The 13540-nt window shown below is 62.0% G+C and carries 18 protein-coding genes; 4 read left to right on the plus strand and 14 right to left on the minus strand.

The window, feature by feature from the left end; translation table 11 throughout:
* The first annotated feature begins 131 nt into the window (after positions 1-131).
* Positions 132-1040 (plus strand): NAD(P)-dependent oxidoreductase, encoded by a 909-nt coding sequence (locus K3F49_RS04350; RefSeq protein ID WP_234679662.1) that lies wholly within the window; start codon positions 132-134, stop codon positions 1038-1040.
* A 24-nt stretch (positions 1041-1064) separates the two neighbouring features.
* Here the strand turns inward: K3F49_RS04350 and K3F49_RS04355 are convergent, their stop codons facing one another.
* The 9 genes from K3F49_RS04355 to K3F49_RS04395 all read right to left on the minus strand — a co-directional run bounded on the left by K3F49_RS04355 (position 1065) and on the right by K3F49_RS04395 (position 6987).
* Positions 1065-1628, minus strand: coding sequence for a flavin reductase family protein (locus K3F49_RS04355; RefSeq protein ID WP_234679663.1), 564 nt, complete (start codon positions 1626-1628; stop codon positions 1065-1067).
* 8 nt (positions 1629-1636) lie between these two features.
* The gene (locus K3F49_RS04360) at positions 1637-2866 is read right to left on the minus strand and encodes an acyl-CoA dehydrogenase family protein (RefSeq protein ID WP_234679664.1); all 1230 of its coding nucleotides are present in this window, start codon (positions 2864-2866) and stop codon (positions 1637-1639) included.
* A gap of 64 nt (positions 2867-2930) precedes the next feature.
* Positions 2931-4199 carry a CaiB/BaiF CoA transferase family protein gene (locus K3F49_RS04365; protein ID WP_234680569.1) on the minus strand — a complete coding sequence of 423 codons (1269 nt, stop codon included), beginning with the start codon at positions 4197-4199 and terminating at the stop codon, positions 2931-2933.
* 232 nt (positions 4200-4431) lie between these two features.
* Entirely contained in the window at positions 4432-4857 is a 426-nt protein-coding gene (locus K3F49_RS04370; protein ID WP_234679665.1) for a GNAT family N-acetyltransferase, read from the minus strand.
* Positions 4858-4922: 65 nt separating this feature from the next.
* Positions 4923-5222 (minus strand): hypothetical protein, encoded by a 300-nt coding sequence (locus K3F49_RS04375; protein WP_234679666.1) that lies wholly within the window; start codon positions 5220-5222, stop codon positions 4923-4925.
* On the minus strand, positions 5219-5563 hold the full coding sequence (locus K3F49_RS04380; protein ID WP_234679667.1) for a hypothetical protein: 345 nt from the start codon (positions 5561-5563) through the stop codon (positions 5219-5221). Before K3F49_RS04380 ends, K3F49_RS04375 begins: the two co-directional genes overlap by 4 nt.
* A gap of 323 nt (positions 5564-5886) precedes the next feature.
* Positions 5887-6135, minus strand: coding sequence for a hypothetical protein (locus K3F49_RS04385; protein WP_234679668.1), 249 nt, complete (start codon positions 6133-6135; stop codon positions 5887-5889).
* Positions 6136-6239: 104 nt separating this feature from the next.
* A complete protein-coding gene (locus tag K3F49_RS04390; RefSeq protein WP_234679669.1) occupies positions 6240-6488 on the minus strand; it encodes a hypothetical protein in 249 nt (82 codons plus the stop codon).
* Between the two features lie 238 nt (positions 6489-6726).
* Positions 6727-6987, minus strand: coding sequence for a hypothetical protein (locus K3F49_RS04395; RefSeq protein WP_234679670.1), 261 nt, complete (start codon positions 6985-6987; stop codon positions 6727-6729).
* Positions 6988-7245: 258 nt separating this feature from the next.
* On the opposite strand from K3F49_RS04395, the gene K3F49_RS04400 reads away from it, so the two are divergent.
* A complete protein-coding gene (locus tag K3F49_RS04400) occupies positions 7246-7431 on the plus strand; it encodes a hypothetical protein (RefSeq protein ID WP_234679671.1) in 186 nt (61 codons plus the stop codon).
* A gap of 25 nt (positions 7432-7456) precedes the next feature.
* On the opposite strand, the gene K3F49_RS04405 is transcribed toward K3F49_RS04400, so the two are convergent.
* Entirely contained in the window at positions 7457-7630 is a 174-nt protein-coding gene (locus tag K3F49_RS04405; RefSeq protein ID WP_234679672.1) for a DUF3606 domain-containing protein, read from the minus strand.
* A gap of 855 nt (positions 7631-8485) precedes the next feature.
* On the opposite strand from K3F49_RS04405, the gene K3F49_RS04410 reads away from it, so the two are divergent.
* Entirely contained in the window at positions 8486-9700 is a 1215-nt protein-coding gene (locus K3F49_RS04410; RefSeq protein WP_234679673.1) for a mandelate racemase/muconate lactonizing enzyme family protein, read from the plus strand.
* A 3-nt stretch (positions 9701-9703) separates the two neighbouring features.
* Here the strand turns inward: K3F49_RS04410 and K3F49_RS04415 are convergent, their stop codons facing one another.
* The 4 genes from K3F49_RS04415 to rocF all read right to left on the minus strand — a co-directional run bounded on the left by K3F49_RS04415 (position 9704) and on the right by rocF (position 13037).
* Entirely contained in the window at positions 9704-10000 is a 297-nt protein-coding gene (locus tag K3F49_RS04415; protein WP_234680570.1) for a hypothetical protein, read from the minus strand.
* Positions 10001-10101: 101 nt separating this feature from the next.
* Positions 10102-10641: a c-type cytochrome gene (locus tag K3F49_RS04420; RefSeq protein WP_234679674.1), complete on the minus strand. Its 540-nt coding sequence runs from the start codon at positions 10639-10641 to the stop codon at positions 10102-10104.
* Positions 10628-11899, minus strand: a complete 1272-nt coding sequence (gene soxC, locus K3F49_RS04425; RefSeq protein ID WP_234679675.1) for a sulfite dehydrogenase — start codon at positions 11897-11899, stop codon at positions 10628-10630. The genes K3F49_RS04420 and soxC overlap by 14 nt, the downstream gene beginning before the upstream one ends.
* A gap of 160 nt (positions 11900-12059) precedes the next feature.
* The gene (gene rocF, locus K3F49_RS04430) at positions 12060-13037 is read right to left on the minus strand and encodes an arginase (protein ID WP_234679676.1); all 978 of its coding nucleotides are present in this window, start codon (positions 13035-13037) and stop codon (positions 12060-12062) included.
* Between the two features lie 281 nt (positions 13038-13318).
* Between rocF and K3F49_RS04435 the strand changes: the two genes are divergently transcribed.
* The gene (locus K3F49_RS04435) at positions 13319-13540 is read left to right on the plus strand and encodes a hypothetical protein (protein ID WP_452100402.1); all 222 of its coding nucleotides are present in this window, start codon (positions 13319-13321) and stop codon (positions 13538-13540) included.

The following is a 13540-nucleotide window of genomic DNA, read 5'->3' on the forward strand; positions in this document are numbered from 1 at the left end:
GACCAGCCCAAATGTTTCATGGTTCAAACAATCAGGCAAGCCATGCATGCCGACCGGTTTCACAGCTAGATGCGTTATGTATGGTGCGCAGCGGTCGCGCGGCGTTGCGCCGCGACACAAGGAGGCAACCTATGGCTGATGCGAGCAAGGCAAACCCGCAGGGCGTCGAGAAACTCGGCTATCTCGGCCTCGGACTGATGGGGACGCCAATGACCCGGCGCCTGCTCAAGGCCGGTTATCCCGTCAGCGTCTGGAACCGCTCGGAAGGCAAGGTCGCTCCGCTCGTGGAGGCTGGCGCCAAACGCGCGGGCACGCCACGTGACCTGTTGGCAAACTGCGACATCGTCTTCATGTGCGTCACGGATGCAGCAGCCGTCGAGGAGGTCATCTTCGGGCGGGAAGGTCTTGCGGTCGCTCCCGGCGCAGGCAAGCTCGTGGTCGATTTTTCATCCATCCATCCCGAAGCCGCGCGCGAACTGGCTGCCCGATTGAAGTCGGCGAACGGTGCAGGCTGGATCGACGCACCGGTGTCCGGCGGTACCAGGGGTGCCGAAGAAGCCACGCTTGCCATCATGGCCGGCGGAGAGGCCTCCGACATCGAGCGGGCACGGCCCTATGTGCTGACAATGGCGCGCAGGTTCACGCACATGGGTCCCACCGGCGCGGGCCAGACCACGAAGCTTTGCAACCAGGTGATCGTCGGATGCGCGATGGCCGTGCTCGCAGAGGCAACGCGCCTTGCCTCGAATGCTGGAATTGATGCAAGCCGGCTGCCCGAGGCGCTCGCCGGCGGCTTCGCGGATTCGATCCCGCTTCAGCTCTTCGTGCCGCGCATGGTTCAGGGCATCCACTCACCGCCGCTCGGCCACATCGCGACGATGTTGAAGGATCTCGACACGGTCGCCGATGTCGCCCAGTCAACGTCAACGCCGGTGCCGATGGCGACCCTCGCGGGCCAGATCTTCAGGCTGGCCAAGGCTGCACGCGGCGCAGACGCGGACGCTCTGGAAATCTACAAGCTCTCGGCCACAGACCGCTGAACCGAGCGGCGTCCCTCGATCAGTCTACGGCGACTTCTTGCGCTCGTCATCGGCCAGAAACCGGCCGTAGGTCCCCCGCGCAAACAGCAGCGGCTCTTTGGCGTTGTAGGCATAGGCCTCGACCGCACCGAGAAAGATCACGTGATCGCCGCCATAGTAGCGATTGACGGACCGGCACTGAAAATTGGCCACGCTGTCGGCAAGAACGGGCGCGTTGCCGAGGCCCGGCGTCCAGTCCACGCCAGCGAACTTGTCCTCGGACGATTTTGCGAATTTGTTTGCAAGCGCTTGCTGCGAGGTGCCTAGCACGTGCACAGTGAAATGGCTGGCGTTCTGAAACACGCTCAAGCTCGAGGAATAGACGCCGAGGCTCCAGAGAACGAGGGGAGGATTCAAGGAGACCGACGCAAACGAATTGCAGGTGATGCCATACGGCTTTCCATCAGCGGCCGTAGCTGTGATGATAGTTACGCCCGTTCCATACGCCCCGAGAGCGTTGCGAAAATCACGCGGATCAATCTGCGAGCTATCGCTCGCGAGCTCGTTGGCTGGATCGGGCGCGGCCGGCTGCTTTGGCTGGTCTTTCATCGGCCGGCTCACAAGGTGAGATTCTCGGACGGCAGGCCTAGCGCCACACGTCCATAATTGGTTCCGGCCGCATCGAAATTGAATGCGAGGTGCGAATTGATGGCGTGCGCATCGCGGAACTGCCGCTGCAATACCCCCGTCGTGAACAGGCCGCGCGCGCCGCTGGCCGCGAACAGCATCGAGACGGCATCCGTGCACAGATTGACCGAGAACGCCCCATCGCGCCGATACCTGGTCTTGATCGCCATGTCAGGCATGCGCTTGCTTCGCGCGTGCTCCATCGCCTCGATGCAGGCCGAGCGCATGACGAGGCGCGCAGCATCGATCTTGGCGGAGGCCTCCGCAATCTTGATTTGAGTGCTTTGGAAATCGCTCAGCTTGGCGCGATTGTACGTCGAAATGCGATGACGGGCGACCTCCGCATAATCGTCCAGACACGCTTGCGCATTCCCGAGCGCGACGCCGGAGAGAACATAAGGAAACAGCGAGAATACCGGCAGCGCGTACAGCGGATTGCGGTTCACGCCGCTTCCGGGCGTCACGCCTCCTGCCAAATCACCGACGGCGACCGACATGTACTCGGGCACAAAGGCGTCCTTGACTTCGACATCCGACGACCCGGTGCCGCGCAGTCCGGCGACGTTCCAGGTGTCGAGAATCCTGTAGTCGGCCTTGGGCAACAGAAAGATGCGGTATTCAATGCCATCAGCCTCGTCGTCAGACGACACGACGCTCGCGAGCATGTTCCACGCGCAGGAGCCAACACCCGACGAGAACGGCCAGCTTCCACGCAGCCGGTATCCGCCCTCGACCTTGCTGGCGCGGCCGGCCGGGAAAATGAAGGATGATGCGATCAGGACGTCCGGATCTCGGCCCCAGACCAGATCCTGCGCGCGCTGCTCGAACATGGCGAGCATCCAGTGGTGGCTTGCCAAATTGGCCAGATTCCAGGCCACTGACGCGTCGGCCCGCCCGAGCAGCTCGGCACAATCGATCAGGGCGACGTAGTCGAGTTCGGCACCGCCGATACGCTTCGGCTGAAGCATACGGAACAGGCCGGCATCGTGCAGGTCCCGCTCGGTCTCCGGCGGTAGATGCCGTAGCTCCTCCGTGCGAGCCGCGCGTTCCCGCAGTTGCGGCAACAGCGACCGGGCCTTTGCGATCATCGTCGCATAGGCTCGTCCGCCGGAGTCTGTCGCTACCGACAGCCCCATACTCGGCTCTTGACCAGGCACCATTCGTATCCCTCGCTCTCACATATTTATGCGGCGGGAACCCTGCCAAATCAAGCTGGCGCAGCCCTCAGTCCGAAGTCGTCGCCTTGGGCAGCCCAAAGACCCCTTTTTTCGCCAAAGCCGCAATCAGGTCTTGGTCGTAACCAAGCGTCTCGCGCATGACGCCCTCGGTATGCTCGCCCAGCAGTGGCGCGGCTACGGGATCAATTGCCGCCGTCAGGCTCATGTTGATCGGCGGCTCGATATTCGGCACCCACTCCGCCGTACGATGCGGGATTCGGCTCAAGCGCGCGCGTTCGCGTGCTTCGGGCGCATTGAATCCCTCCTCGACTGTCCGGAGATAACCCACCGGGATATTGGCCAGCTTCATCTTCGCCATCCAGTTCTCGAGCGTGTCGCTCGCGAAAACCTCCGCGATAGCCGTGCGTAGAAGCTCCTTGTTCTCGGACCTCGCCTTTCGCGTGGCGAACTGTGGCGCGTTGATGAGATCCGGGCGGTTCAGCACCTCGACAACGAGCCGCCGATACAACCGATCATTGGCGCAGGCCATGTAGAGCGGACCGTCGGATGCTTCGTAGACGCCGACGGTGGGAGAGCCACTAGGCGAATTTCCGAACCGCCCGGGATTCTCGCCGTTGATCAGATAGGCCATGCCGTAGAAGCCGGTCATTCCCATGGCGACGTCGAACAGGGCGACTTCGACATGCTGTCCGCGGCCGAGCCGATCCCGGGCCAATAGCGCCAGCAGGATGGCATTGCAGGCCGACATCCCCGTCGCCATGTCGACAATCGGCGGGCCGGTCCGAACCGCCGGACCATCGGCGAACCCGTTGAGCGACATGAACCCACTCTCGGCTTGCGTGATCGGATCGAAGCCGGGGCGCGAGGCGAACGGCCCGGTGCGTCCGTAGGCAGAGATCGAACAATAGACGAGGCGAGGGTTGAGCGGCGCGACCGCGTCATAGTCGAGGCCGAACTTCTTCATGACACCGCTGGAAAAATTTTCCACGACGACGTCCGCCTTGCGGATCAGATCCAGCGCGACCTCGCGCGCCTCCGGGACGGCGAAATCGAGCGCGATGCCGCTTTTGTTGCGATTCAGGCTGAGATAGGCCGCGCTTTCCCCTCCGATCTCGGCGTGCTCATAGGCACGCGTGTCGTCGCCACCATCGGGATTCTCGATCTTGATGACGCGCGCACCGAAATCGGCCAGCGTCTGTGTGCAGGCGGGCCCCGCGACCACACGCGTAAAGTCGACGACCAGCAGACCATCAAGTGCGGTTGGCCCTCCGGCCGCTCGCAACGGACGTTCCGGCAATTGAGGCTTGGTGAACATCCCTAGGGCTCCCTTACATCGGCTTGTGCTCGCCGAATTTTCTGCAAACGAACTTAAAGCCCGGCGAAGCCGACCGCGCAAGTGCTTCAGGGGCAACGCTTCAATACGCAAAAAGGACCCGGCAGCGATCAAGCTGCCGGGTCCTCAAGCATTTCAGGTGAACAAGGCGCCTACGTCGACGCGCGCCATTTGACGTTGCCGTAGGCACCTTCGGCATCACGTGAAACCCTCCTCAACGAAGCGATCTCCGCCAATGGAGCGTATGCGACCAGGCCCAGGGCATCTCGGGTTCGTAGAGCCGATAGCCTGCCCGGATGAAATTATTCGCGGAAAACCGATTGTCCGTCGTATCCGAAACGATACTCTCCCATCCGATGCGCCGGCCCCGCGCTTCGACGGCCCGCATCAGCCTGAGCTGGAGTCCCATTCCCCAATGTCGCTGCAAAACGCCGACTCTGGAAAAGTAGCCGCAGTTTCGCGCATAGGTGGACGGCACGGCGCCTGCGAAGGCGACATCATCGCCGCAACAAGCAAGCCACCATGCCCCGACATCGAAATCCGGGATGGCCGCGGCATCGAAGAACGTCAGCCGATGCAAATCAGCCAAGGTCTCGGCAATGTCATCATCGGACGCATCGACCATACGAATTTTGTACATTGCATGCCTCTCAGCAACGAAACGACCCTGACCGACCACGAGGCGACGTCACTATTAAGAGACAGTCACTTGCTCAGCACGACCTTCACGCCGAGCCAGACGGCCCCCATCAGGCCGGTCGCAAGCACCGTAATCACGGGCTTGAAAGTGTAGCTCTGCGCCTGCTCCACGCTCTTTCGCCACCGCCGCAGGTGCTGAAAATCTGCCCTCACCTCCTTCCGGTCGTCATCTTCGATTCCAAAGGAAGCCAGCACTGATGCCACCGCCTTCAGCACGGTCGCATCGACGCTGTCCTGCTGGAGCCTGTTCTGCTCCGCCAGCGTCGCGGCGACGAAGGCCCTGATTTCGTCGTCTGGCATCTTCACCGCTTGATGATCCTTGCAACATTCTCAAAGCCGCGCTTGGCGAAGTAGAAGGAGACGACGAGATTGGCGGTGATCGCCGCGAACCCCGCCAGGGGATCCGTCGATCCGAGGCCGAGGACCTTGTCCCAGACAAGGAGCTTGCCCGAGGTGTCAAGCGAACGAAGCCGCAAGGCGAGCGTTGACCGATCAGGCGGATCGGCCATGACACAAAAAACCATGACACAGAAAACCTCACGCAATCTGCCGGGACCCGTGCCGAAGGACAGCGAACGCGACACACGCGGGAAGCTGCGATCGAAGATGCGCCCGAGACCGAAGACAAGAACCGCGATCTCGTTCACGGCGACGGCGGCACCCTCGGCATTCCACGAAACCCGGCGATCTCTCGCGAGACGATTAGCGCCTCAGTACGCACATGCGCAAAAAGCCCGCGACGGATTTCTCCGCGCGGGCCGAACCAACTTTTCCGATGATGCCATTGTGCCGGTGTTTTGCCCGACGTGTCAATTCGAGAGAACGGCTCCGGCGCGGACGGGGGGCTCGGGCGCCGGAGCCGTCATTCCAGGCCGGTCGATCGGCGGCAAGACCGGCCACAGAACAAATTCGTGCTCGGAACCGAAAGTTCCTAACGCAGCCACCATAATTTGAAGGACGCGAAAGCCGCTCACGCCGCGCGCGAGACCTCCGCCGCGCGCTCTTCCCGTCCCTGCAACATGGCGATCGAGGCCCGCAGGTTGTCCCGGCGCGACCGCAAGGTCAGGGCCAGCATCGAATAGGTGGCACTGCCAGGGTCGGCATTCCCGGCCTTGCGCTCTTCCTCGGCAATGTCGCTGTCCAGCATCTGGATCCGCCAGCGCAGGTCGGAGATCAGAGCGTGGAGCGCGGTCGCTTCGAAACGGGACGTTGACTGCATGTGATCGCCTCAATCTGAAACGGCCCGATTGGCCGGGCCGGGATGACGACGTGATGCAGCAAGAGAGATGCCAGCTTTTGGGGGGAACCGGGGCAAGAGCCCCCTCACTCCTCCGCCAGTTTCCGCGCGATGTACGCGTCCACCGTCTCGGCGAACGAGCGCTGCACGCCGACCGACGTCACATGCAGCTCGAGCGCGTCTTGCTGGAGCACCCGCAGACCGCGGCTGCGTGCGCTGACCGGTGCCATCGCCAGATAGTCGTCGATGGCGCCCATCGCCAGCGGGATGCCTTTTGGATCTCCCCTGGCGATCAGCAAACGCAGAAAGCTCAGGCAATCGGCCAAACCCGGCATGGGTTCGCTTTCAGCCCTGCTACGATTTCGTCTTGGGCTTCCTGACGGGCTGGGTATGAGTCCCGAACAGTGCCAGCAGCAATGCGACTTCTTCCTTCGAACCGACCTGGATCATGGCTTTCTCCTTTTCGCTCCGTTGGTCGGGCCCAACGGCGAGCGAGTTCAGGAGGATCTGGTTTCAGGATTGTTTCAAAATTGTTTCGTCGTGCAAGCCGCAGCGCGCTGGACTGGCGGATGCTCAGCCATTCGGCTGCCAGCCGATGATCGCACCGGCGAAGCATAGCAGCGCGCCGAAAGCCGTGCCGCACATCTGCATCCAGTACCGGATCGGCATGGTGTCGCGACAAAATTCCTGCCGCGACCAGCGCGACCAGTCCAGCCAGTCGTCGCTGACGAACAGGATCTTTCGCTCGACATAGCCGTACCAGGCCTTGCGGGCGCAATAGATGCCGATCCCGATCGCAGCCAGGCGATAGAGGAGATCGAGAGCGGGGTTCATGCAAGCATCCGTTCGTCAAGCCTGGCTGCCGATGACCGCACCGCATTGCCGATCAGCCAGCACGGTCGCTCCAGCCATGGCAATACCTCTGCCTGTCTTGGTGTCGCCGGAGAGGATGCAGGTTCAATCTCGGCCGCGATCGGCTCGGGTGTTTTACCCGACACATCAAACTTTAATCGAATCCAGCAAAGAGGATTCGGCGGAACGAAATCTCTCCGCGCCATGCTGGCACATACGCGTTCCGAGGAGAGATGCGCGATGTACTACGTCGCCGCCGCATTGCTGGGACTGTCAGGACTTTTCTACTCCGCGAGCCATCACGAGCTCGGCCAGTTCGGCTCGAACGTGTGCAGCTATAGCAGCACCTTCTGCGAGAATCCGGTGGTCGTCTTCACGGGTGCCGCTCTCGCCGCCGCCTGGGGCATGTTCGTCAGCATCAAGTAGCACAAAAGCCCGGCGCCGGACCGGCTTACAGCGCCAGCTCCTTGCGGACGGCGGCAGCCGAATTGCCGACTTTGTCGACGGCCTGTTGCAGCTTTTCCCGGGAGACGCCGAGCGCGTGGGACCAATATTTGACCTCCCGGGCTTCGTGCATGTTGATCTTGCTGCGGTCCGGCTGCTCGCGTTTCGTCAAATGGTCCATGGCGACGTCCTCCTCACGCAAACAAACGCCATCGGACCTCTGCCGTTCCGAAACGGGTCGTCGGCGCGTTGCTTGCGCGCAAGATGCGCGGCAAGCGGAGCGACCTTGGTGGGCGTCTGGCAATGGCTCATGACGCTCCCTACAATCTCAACGTGCTTTTCGCAAGAGAAGCGCGCCGCGCCGCAAGCGGGATCACGACCTTGTCTTGAAGCGAAGCTAGACCGCGAAAAAGCCCGCGGGCACGGCATGTCGCTGGTCGGCCGCGGACCTTTCCGGTTACAATCGCGACCCAGCTCGGCAGCACGCTGATGGTGCCTGCCGCCCTGCTCGGCTCGGCTCGGCTCGTTCGCAATGGCTTAGAGCGGCGACAGCGCTACCGAAATCTGCGAAGCGATGACGAAGGCCGCGAACACGGCCGGCACGCTGATGAACCGCAAGAACTGGTCTACCGAAAGCATCATTGTCTCCCCAAAGACAAAAGCACCCTCGCGCGTGCGCGCTACTCCACCCCTTGCGCGACGTGCTGATCGGCTGTCAGAAACCGATCGGAAACGGCGGCTCCGCTGATCGTGAGGAGCGCCAGAACCGAAATCATGGCTAGAAACTGCATGCCTCCTTGATCGGTTCCGATTGTGGCCAAAATGTCTCGGCTCGGCGCAATTTCAGGACGAGCCAGAGAAAGATCACGATCCCCCAATTTCTACGGGTTTTCAGCGACAAGGCTGAAAATCGACGTCCGGCCAAGCGCTTGCAGGCTTCACGCCCGCCGGTCGTTAGCCTAACAATTGTGGCTGGGCTCGGGCTTGCGACCGGGACACAAAACCAACAACGCCCGGCCCGGCGACGGGGAGCGATATGACAAAATCATCAAAAGCAACAAGTCTCGAAATCCTCGCCTGCGACGCCGGCTGGAGAAACTACCACTTCGCCAAGGTGACGACGGAAGACGGCATCGTCGGCTGGAGCGAGTTCGACGAGGGGTTTGGCTCACCCGGGGTCGGCGCCGCAATTCAGCGCCTTTCCGGCCGCGTTATCGGCCAGAACGTCTACCAGCACGAGCGCATCTTCGCCGAATTGTTTGCGGCCACCCGCCCTGCGGCCGGCGGTGTCGTGGCGCAAGCGCTCGGCGCGATCGAGAATGCGTTGCTCGATGCCAAGGCAAAGTGCCTGGGCGTCCCTTGCTATGAGCTTCTCGGTGGCAAGATCCGCGACCGCGTCCGGGTCTACTGGTCGCATTGCGCGACCTGGCGGATCAATCATCCGTCCTGGTACAAGCCAGCAATCGAAGACCTCGACGGTGTCAAGGCGATAGGCCGCGAGGTGCGCGAGAAGAAGTTCACCGCGCTCAAGACCAACATCTTTTCCTATGACGACGGCAAACCGACTGGCTGGCGGCCCGGCTTCGGCTCGCCCTTTGCGCCCGAGATCAATGTCGACCGCAAGATCCTGCGCGACCTGCGCATGCATCTGGAAGCGATCCGCGACGGCGCGGGTCCCGACGTCGACATCCTGCTCGACTGCAATTTCAACGCCAAGACCGAAGGCTATTTGGAGATCCTTCGCACGATCGCCGACCTCGACATGTTTTGGATCGAGATCGACAGCTTCAACCCGCAAGCTCTCGGGTATATCCGCAGGCAGAGTCCACATCCGATCTCGTCCTGCGAGACACTATTGGGCCTGCGTGAGTTCCTGCCCTATTTCCACCAGCAGGCGATGGACATCGCGATCATCGACACACCCTGGAACGGCGTGTGGCAGTCGATGAAAATCGCCTCAGCCGCGGAAGCCTTCGAGGTCAACGTCGCGCCACACAATTTCTACGGCCATCTCTGCTCGATGATGAATGCCCATTTCTGCGCGGCGGTGCCGAACCTGCGCATCATGGAGATCGACATCGACCGCCTCGCCTGGGATCGCGAGCTGTTCACGCACGAGCCGGAGATCCAGAACGGCCATCTGATCATTCCGGACCGTCCGGGTTGGGGCACCGAGCCGAACGAGGAAGCCCTTCACGCCCATCCACCGAAGACCACAGGCGGGCTCCTCAGCTACGGCCGCAAGAGCTGACGCTTACGGCGTCACCGGATTGATGGTCGGAGACGTCTTGGGCCCCGGCCGCTCCGGCTCAACCGCCGACCTTGGTTCGGTGGGAAGCACCTTGGCGCCTGCTGCAGTGGCGGCTTCACCCGTGGTCGCATACATTGCGACATGTGCCGGTTGGGTCTTGGCACGGTTCCAGGGACCGTGATCAACGATCAACATCGCAGCAATCGTCACGCCGGCCACAATCAACGCAATCACGCCGGGATGGCGAAGCGCTGAGGACATGGAGTTTGCGAAGCGGTCAGTTGTCATCGAAAGACTCATCATTTTTCTCTCGCAGGTTAATTCAAATGCGGCCCGCGAGTTCCGCGTCTGACTTAAGCAAGTTCCGAGCCAATGACTGGGAACTCCACCATTCGCTTCGTTCACTTTACGTCGGGGCGCGCGTCGCCGACGAATCTGTCGCGGTTGGGCATTTTGATAGCCGCAAGCGATTTCGCATCGAGCGTCGCATCCGCTCCCACAAGCCCATTCAGATTCAACACATAAGCGGACACCGCGTAGACATCCCCGTCACTCAACGACTGAGGCGCGTTCTGCGGCATGGCACGGCGGATATAGTCGAACAACGTTGGCGCATAAGGCCAATAGCTTCCGACGGTGCGGATCGGCTTGGCGGTCCCGATCGTACCCTGCCCACCAGCGAGGCGATCGCCCAAACCGCCCTCGCCGCTGTCGCCATGACATGACGCACATTGCTCGGCGAACACCTCGCGTCCATGACTGACCGAACCGCTTCCCTTCGGTAGATTGCTGCCATCGCGCCCGACATCGATATTCCAGCCTGCGATCTCCGCCGCCGTCGCGGGACGCCCGATGTCATAGGGACTTTGCGCCTGCGCGCCGTTCGCTGAAGCGCAGAGCAAGACGACGAAGGTAATGCCGCAGATCTCACGCCAGCGCATTGGTCACCTCCCCGTCGTTGGCGATACGCCAGGGCCAGATCGCGTTGTTGTGGTAAAAATAATTCTCGCCGCGTACCGCGAGCAGGTCGGCGAGCGCCGGCTGCACATAGCCGGTTTCGTCGATCGCGCGGCTCTGGATCACCGCGGGCTTGCCGTCCCACTGCCAGGGCAGGCGAAAGCGCGTGAGGGCACGCGTCAGCACCGGCTCCTGCAATTGCGCATTCTGCCAGCTCTTACCATCATCGACGGACACCTCGACTCGCTTGATCTTGCCGTGGCCACTCCACGCGATGCCAGTGATTTCGTGGAAACCAGGCGCGTTGAGACGCTGGCCACCCGAGGGACGGGTGATGATCGACTTCGCTTCCATGTAGAAGGAGAACTCTCGTGCCGTGCCGTCCGGCAGCAGGTCGGTGTATTTCGAGGTCTCCTCGCGCGAGTAAGCGGGCTCGGCCGTCACGTGCAAACGCCGCAGCCACTTCACGTTCATATTGCCTTCGAAACCCGGCAGAAGCAGCCGCAACGGATAACCCTGCTGCGGACGAAGCCGCTCGCCGTTCTGGCTATAGACGAGCATGGCGTCCTCGAGGCATTTCTCGATGGGGATGCTTCGGGTCAGGGCGGCAGCGTCGGCGCCTTCAGCGATGATCCATTTGGCATCCGGCTTCAGCCCGGCCTCCTGAAGCACCAGCTTCAGGCTGACGCCCGTCCATTCGGCGCAGCTCAGCAGGCCGACGAGGTCCGACGCCGTCTTGCCATAGGGCTTGGTGTAACCGGGATTGCCGGAGCATTCGAGAAAGTGGATGCGCGACTCCGAAGGGAAGCGCCGCAGATCGTCCACGGTGAAGATCAGAGGCCGTTCGACGAGGCCGTGAAGCATCAGCCGGTGCTGTGCCGGAGCGATCGTCGGAACGCCGCCGTGATGGCGCTCGTAGAACAAGCCATTCGGCGTGATGATGCCGTCGAGCTCCTGCAACGGCGTCCGTCCGGACGCGGAGATGTACTGTTTGAGGTTCTTCGAGGTGTTCTTGACGACGCCCTTCTCGAACGGCGACGGCGCGCCATAGGGCTGGCTTCCGGTCGGATCGCCCGGCGCCTTCATCCAATCGGGAACGTTAGGCGGGAGGTTTTCCGTATCAGCGGCGGCCGATGCACCAGCGCCGAGAACGACGCCCCCGGCCACCGCAGTGCCGCTTTGCAGGAAGCGACGGCGCGTTGTTCGGGTGGATTTGTCTTCGGTGTCGATCGTGCTGCTCATTGCGGACCCTCGGCTCAAGCTCGGCCCGCATGAAACCTTCCGCGAAGGACATTTGCAATTCGTGTGCATTTCAAAAGCAGGCGATTTCGATCAGAACTGACCTAAATCCGCTATCAGCGACAGCAGTTCCATTCTTCGCGATGCACAAAAGGCTCGCTTGTCACTCACCCGGCGCGATCGCATTGCTGGGTGTCGGCCGATCCGTGATCTGCTGGCCGAACAGGCTGCCGATCAGTTCGACCGCGGTGCGTGCAGTGCGGCCGCGCTCGTCCAGGAACGGGTTGAGCTCGACGATGTCGACCGATCCCACCACACCGGAATCGTGCAGCAATTCCATGATCAGATGCGCCTCGCGATAGGTCGCCCCTCCCGGCACCGTGGTGCCGACACCCGGCGCAACGCAGGGATCGAGAAAATCGACATCGAAGCTGACATGCAGCACGCCGTTGCTCGCCTTGACGCGTTCGATGACGCGCCGGATCAGCACCGCGACTCCGAACTCGTCGATCTGGCGCATGTCGACAACCCTGATCCGGCGTGCACGCATCAGCTCCTTTTCGAGCTTGTCGATTGAACGCGCACCGAACAGGTCGAGCCTATCCGGATCAATCGAGGCGCGCGGATCATCGCCCAGGAGGCCATCGAGGCCGGCCTCGCCGCATAGGAACGCCGCCGACATGCCATGCATATTGGCTGTGATCGTCGTCTCCGGCGTATTGTAATCGGCATGGGCGTCGAGCCAGAGCACGAACAGCGCGCGTCCGCGCTCCTGCCAATGTCGGGCCATCGCATTGACCGAACCCATCGAGAGCGTGTGATCGCCCCCGAGGAAGATCGGCAGGGCACCGGTTTGCGCGATCTCATAGCCGCGGCCACTGAGCATGCGCGTCCAGCGTTGGATTTCGCGGTAGTGGTTGGCCTTCTCCGGCGGCCTGTCGACGAGATCCCTGACCTCGGCCACCGAGAGATCGCCGTAGTCGACGACTTCGAAATCCAGGCTTTCAAGCAGTGTTGCAAGACCGGCGGTCCGCAGCGCCGCCGGGCCCATCAAGGTGCCACGCTGTGAAGCACCCATATCGATGGGCGCGCCCAGCAACGCGATGCGCCGGGCTCGATCCGTGATGGCTTGATCGGTCACGGCAATCTCCTGAGATCAGCAAGGCTGCACCAGCGTAACAGAGATTCGCATCCATCGTTTCACGGGAATCCGGAACTAAATCCCGCGCGCCGCATTTTCCTGCAAGGCCGGTACCCGCCGTTTACAAACGGCGCCTGTCGCGGATAGCCAAAGGTCTTCGGACCCGCTGTTCAAAACGAGCGCTCGCGCGGATAGCCAAAGGTACCGGTCTCGGTTTCTTCATCTGGTTGGAGGCAACGAGGTTGAGCACGGACATACCGCAGCCAGATCCGCACCCTGGCATGGCAGAACGCGCCATCGATGCAGCGACCGATGTGTCCCACACCATTGGCGAGGTTGCCGGTGGCTTGCGTTCCGCCGTCGATCGCCTGACCTACGCGATTGATGAAGCGCGAAAGCCCGGACGGCCGCTCTCGACACTGGCGGCGATCACGCGCGAAGCGCCCTTGGCCAGCCTGTTTGTCGCTTTCCTCTTTGGCGTAGCGGTTGCGCGCCGGCGCTAG

It is taken from the genome of Bradyrhizobium monzae, from assembly GCF_021458635.1.
GTDB lineage: Bacteria > Pseudomonadota > Alphaproteobacteria > Rhizobiales > Xanthobacteraceae > Bradyrhizobium.

Coding starts and splice junctions, on each gene's coding strand:
- K3F49_RS04405 (WP_234679672.1), bottom strand. CDS start 7,630: ATGGACCATTTGACGAAACGCGAGCAGCCGGACCGCAGCAAGATCAAC.
- K3F49_RS04400 (WP_234679671.1), top strand. CDS start 7,246: ATGTACTACGTCGCCGCCGCATTGCTGGGACTGTCAGGACTTTTCTAC.
- K3F49_RS04370 (WP_234679665.1), bottom strand. CDS start 4,857: ATGTACAAAATTCGTATGGTCGATGCGTCCGATGATGACATTGCCGAG.
- soxC (WP_234679675.1), bottom strand. CDS start 11,899: ATGAGCAGCACGATCGACACCGAAGACAAATCCACCCGAACAACGCGC.
- K3F49_RS04420 (WP_234679674.1), bottom strand. CDS start 10,641: ATGCGCTGGCGTGAGATCTGCGGCATTACCTTCGTCGTCTTGCTCTGC.
- K3F49_RS04360 (WP_234679664.1), bottom strand. CDS start 2,866: ATGGTGCCTGGTCAAGAGCCGAGTATGGGGCTGTCGGTAGCGACAGAC.
- K3F49_RS04395 (WP_234679670.1), bottom strand. CDS start 6,987: ATGAACCCCGCTCTCGATCTCCTCTATCGCCTGGCTGCGATCGGGATC.
- K3F49_RS04435 (WP_452100402.1), top strand. CDS start 13,319: ATGGCAGAACGCGCCATCGATGCAGCGACCGATGTGTCCCACACCATT.
- K3F49_RS04365 (WP_234680569.1), bottom strand. CDS start 4,199: ATGTTCACCAAGCCTCAATTGCCGGAACGTCCGTTGCGAGCGGCCGGA.
- K3F49_RS04385 (WP_234679668.1), bottom strand. CDS start 6,135: ATGCAGTCAACGTCCCGTTTCGAAGCGACCGCGCTCCACGCTCTGATC.
- K3F49_RS04410 (WP_234679673.1), top strand. CDS start 8,486: ATGACAAAATCATCAAAAGCAACAAGTCTCGAAATCCTCGCCTGCGAC.
- K3F49_RS04415 (WP_234680570.1), bottom strand. CDS start 10,000: ATGAGTCTTTCGATGACAACTGACCGCTTCGCAAACTCCATGTCCTCA.
- K3F49_RS04355 (WP_234679663.1), bottom strand. CDS start 1,628: ATGAAAGACCAGCCAAAGCAGCCGGCCGCGCCCGATCCAGCCAACGAG.
- K3F49_RS04350 (WP_234679662.1), top strand. CDS start 132: ATGGCTGATGCGAGCAAGGCAAACCCGCAGGGCGTCGAGAAACTCGGC.
- K3F49_RS04390 (WP_234679669.1), bottom strand. CDS start 6,488: ATGCCGGGTTTGGCCGATTGCCTGAGCTTTCTGCGTTTGCTGATCGCC.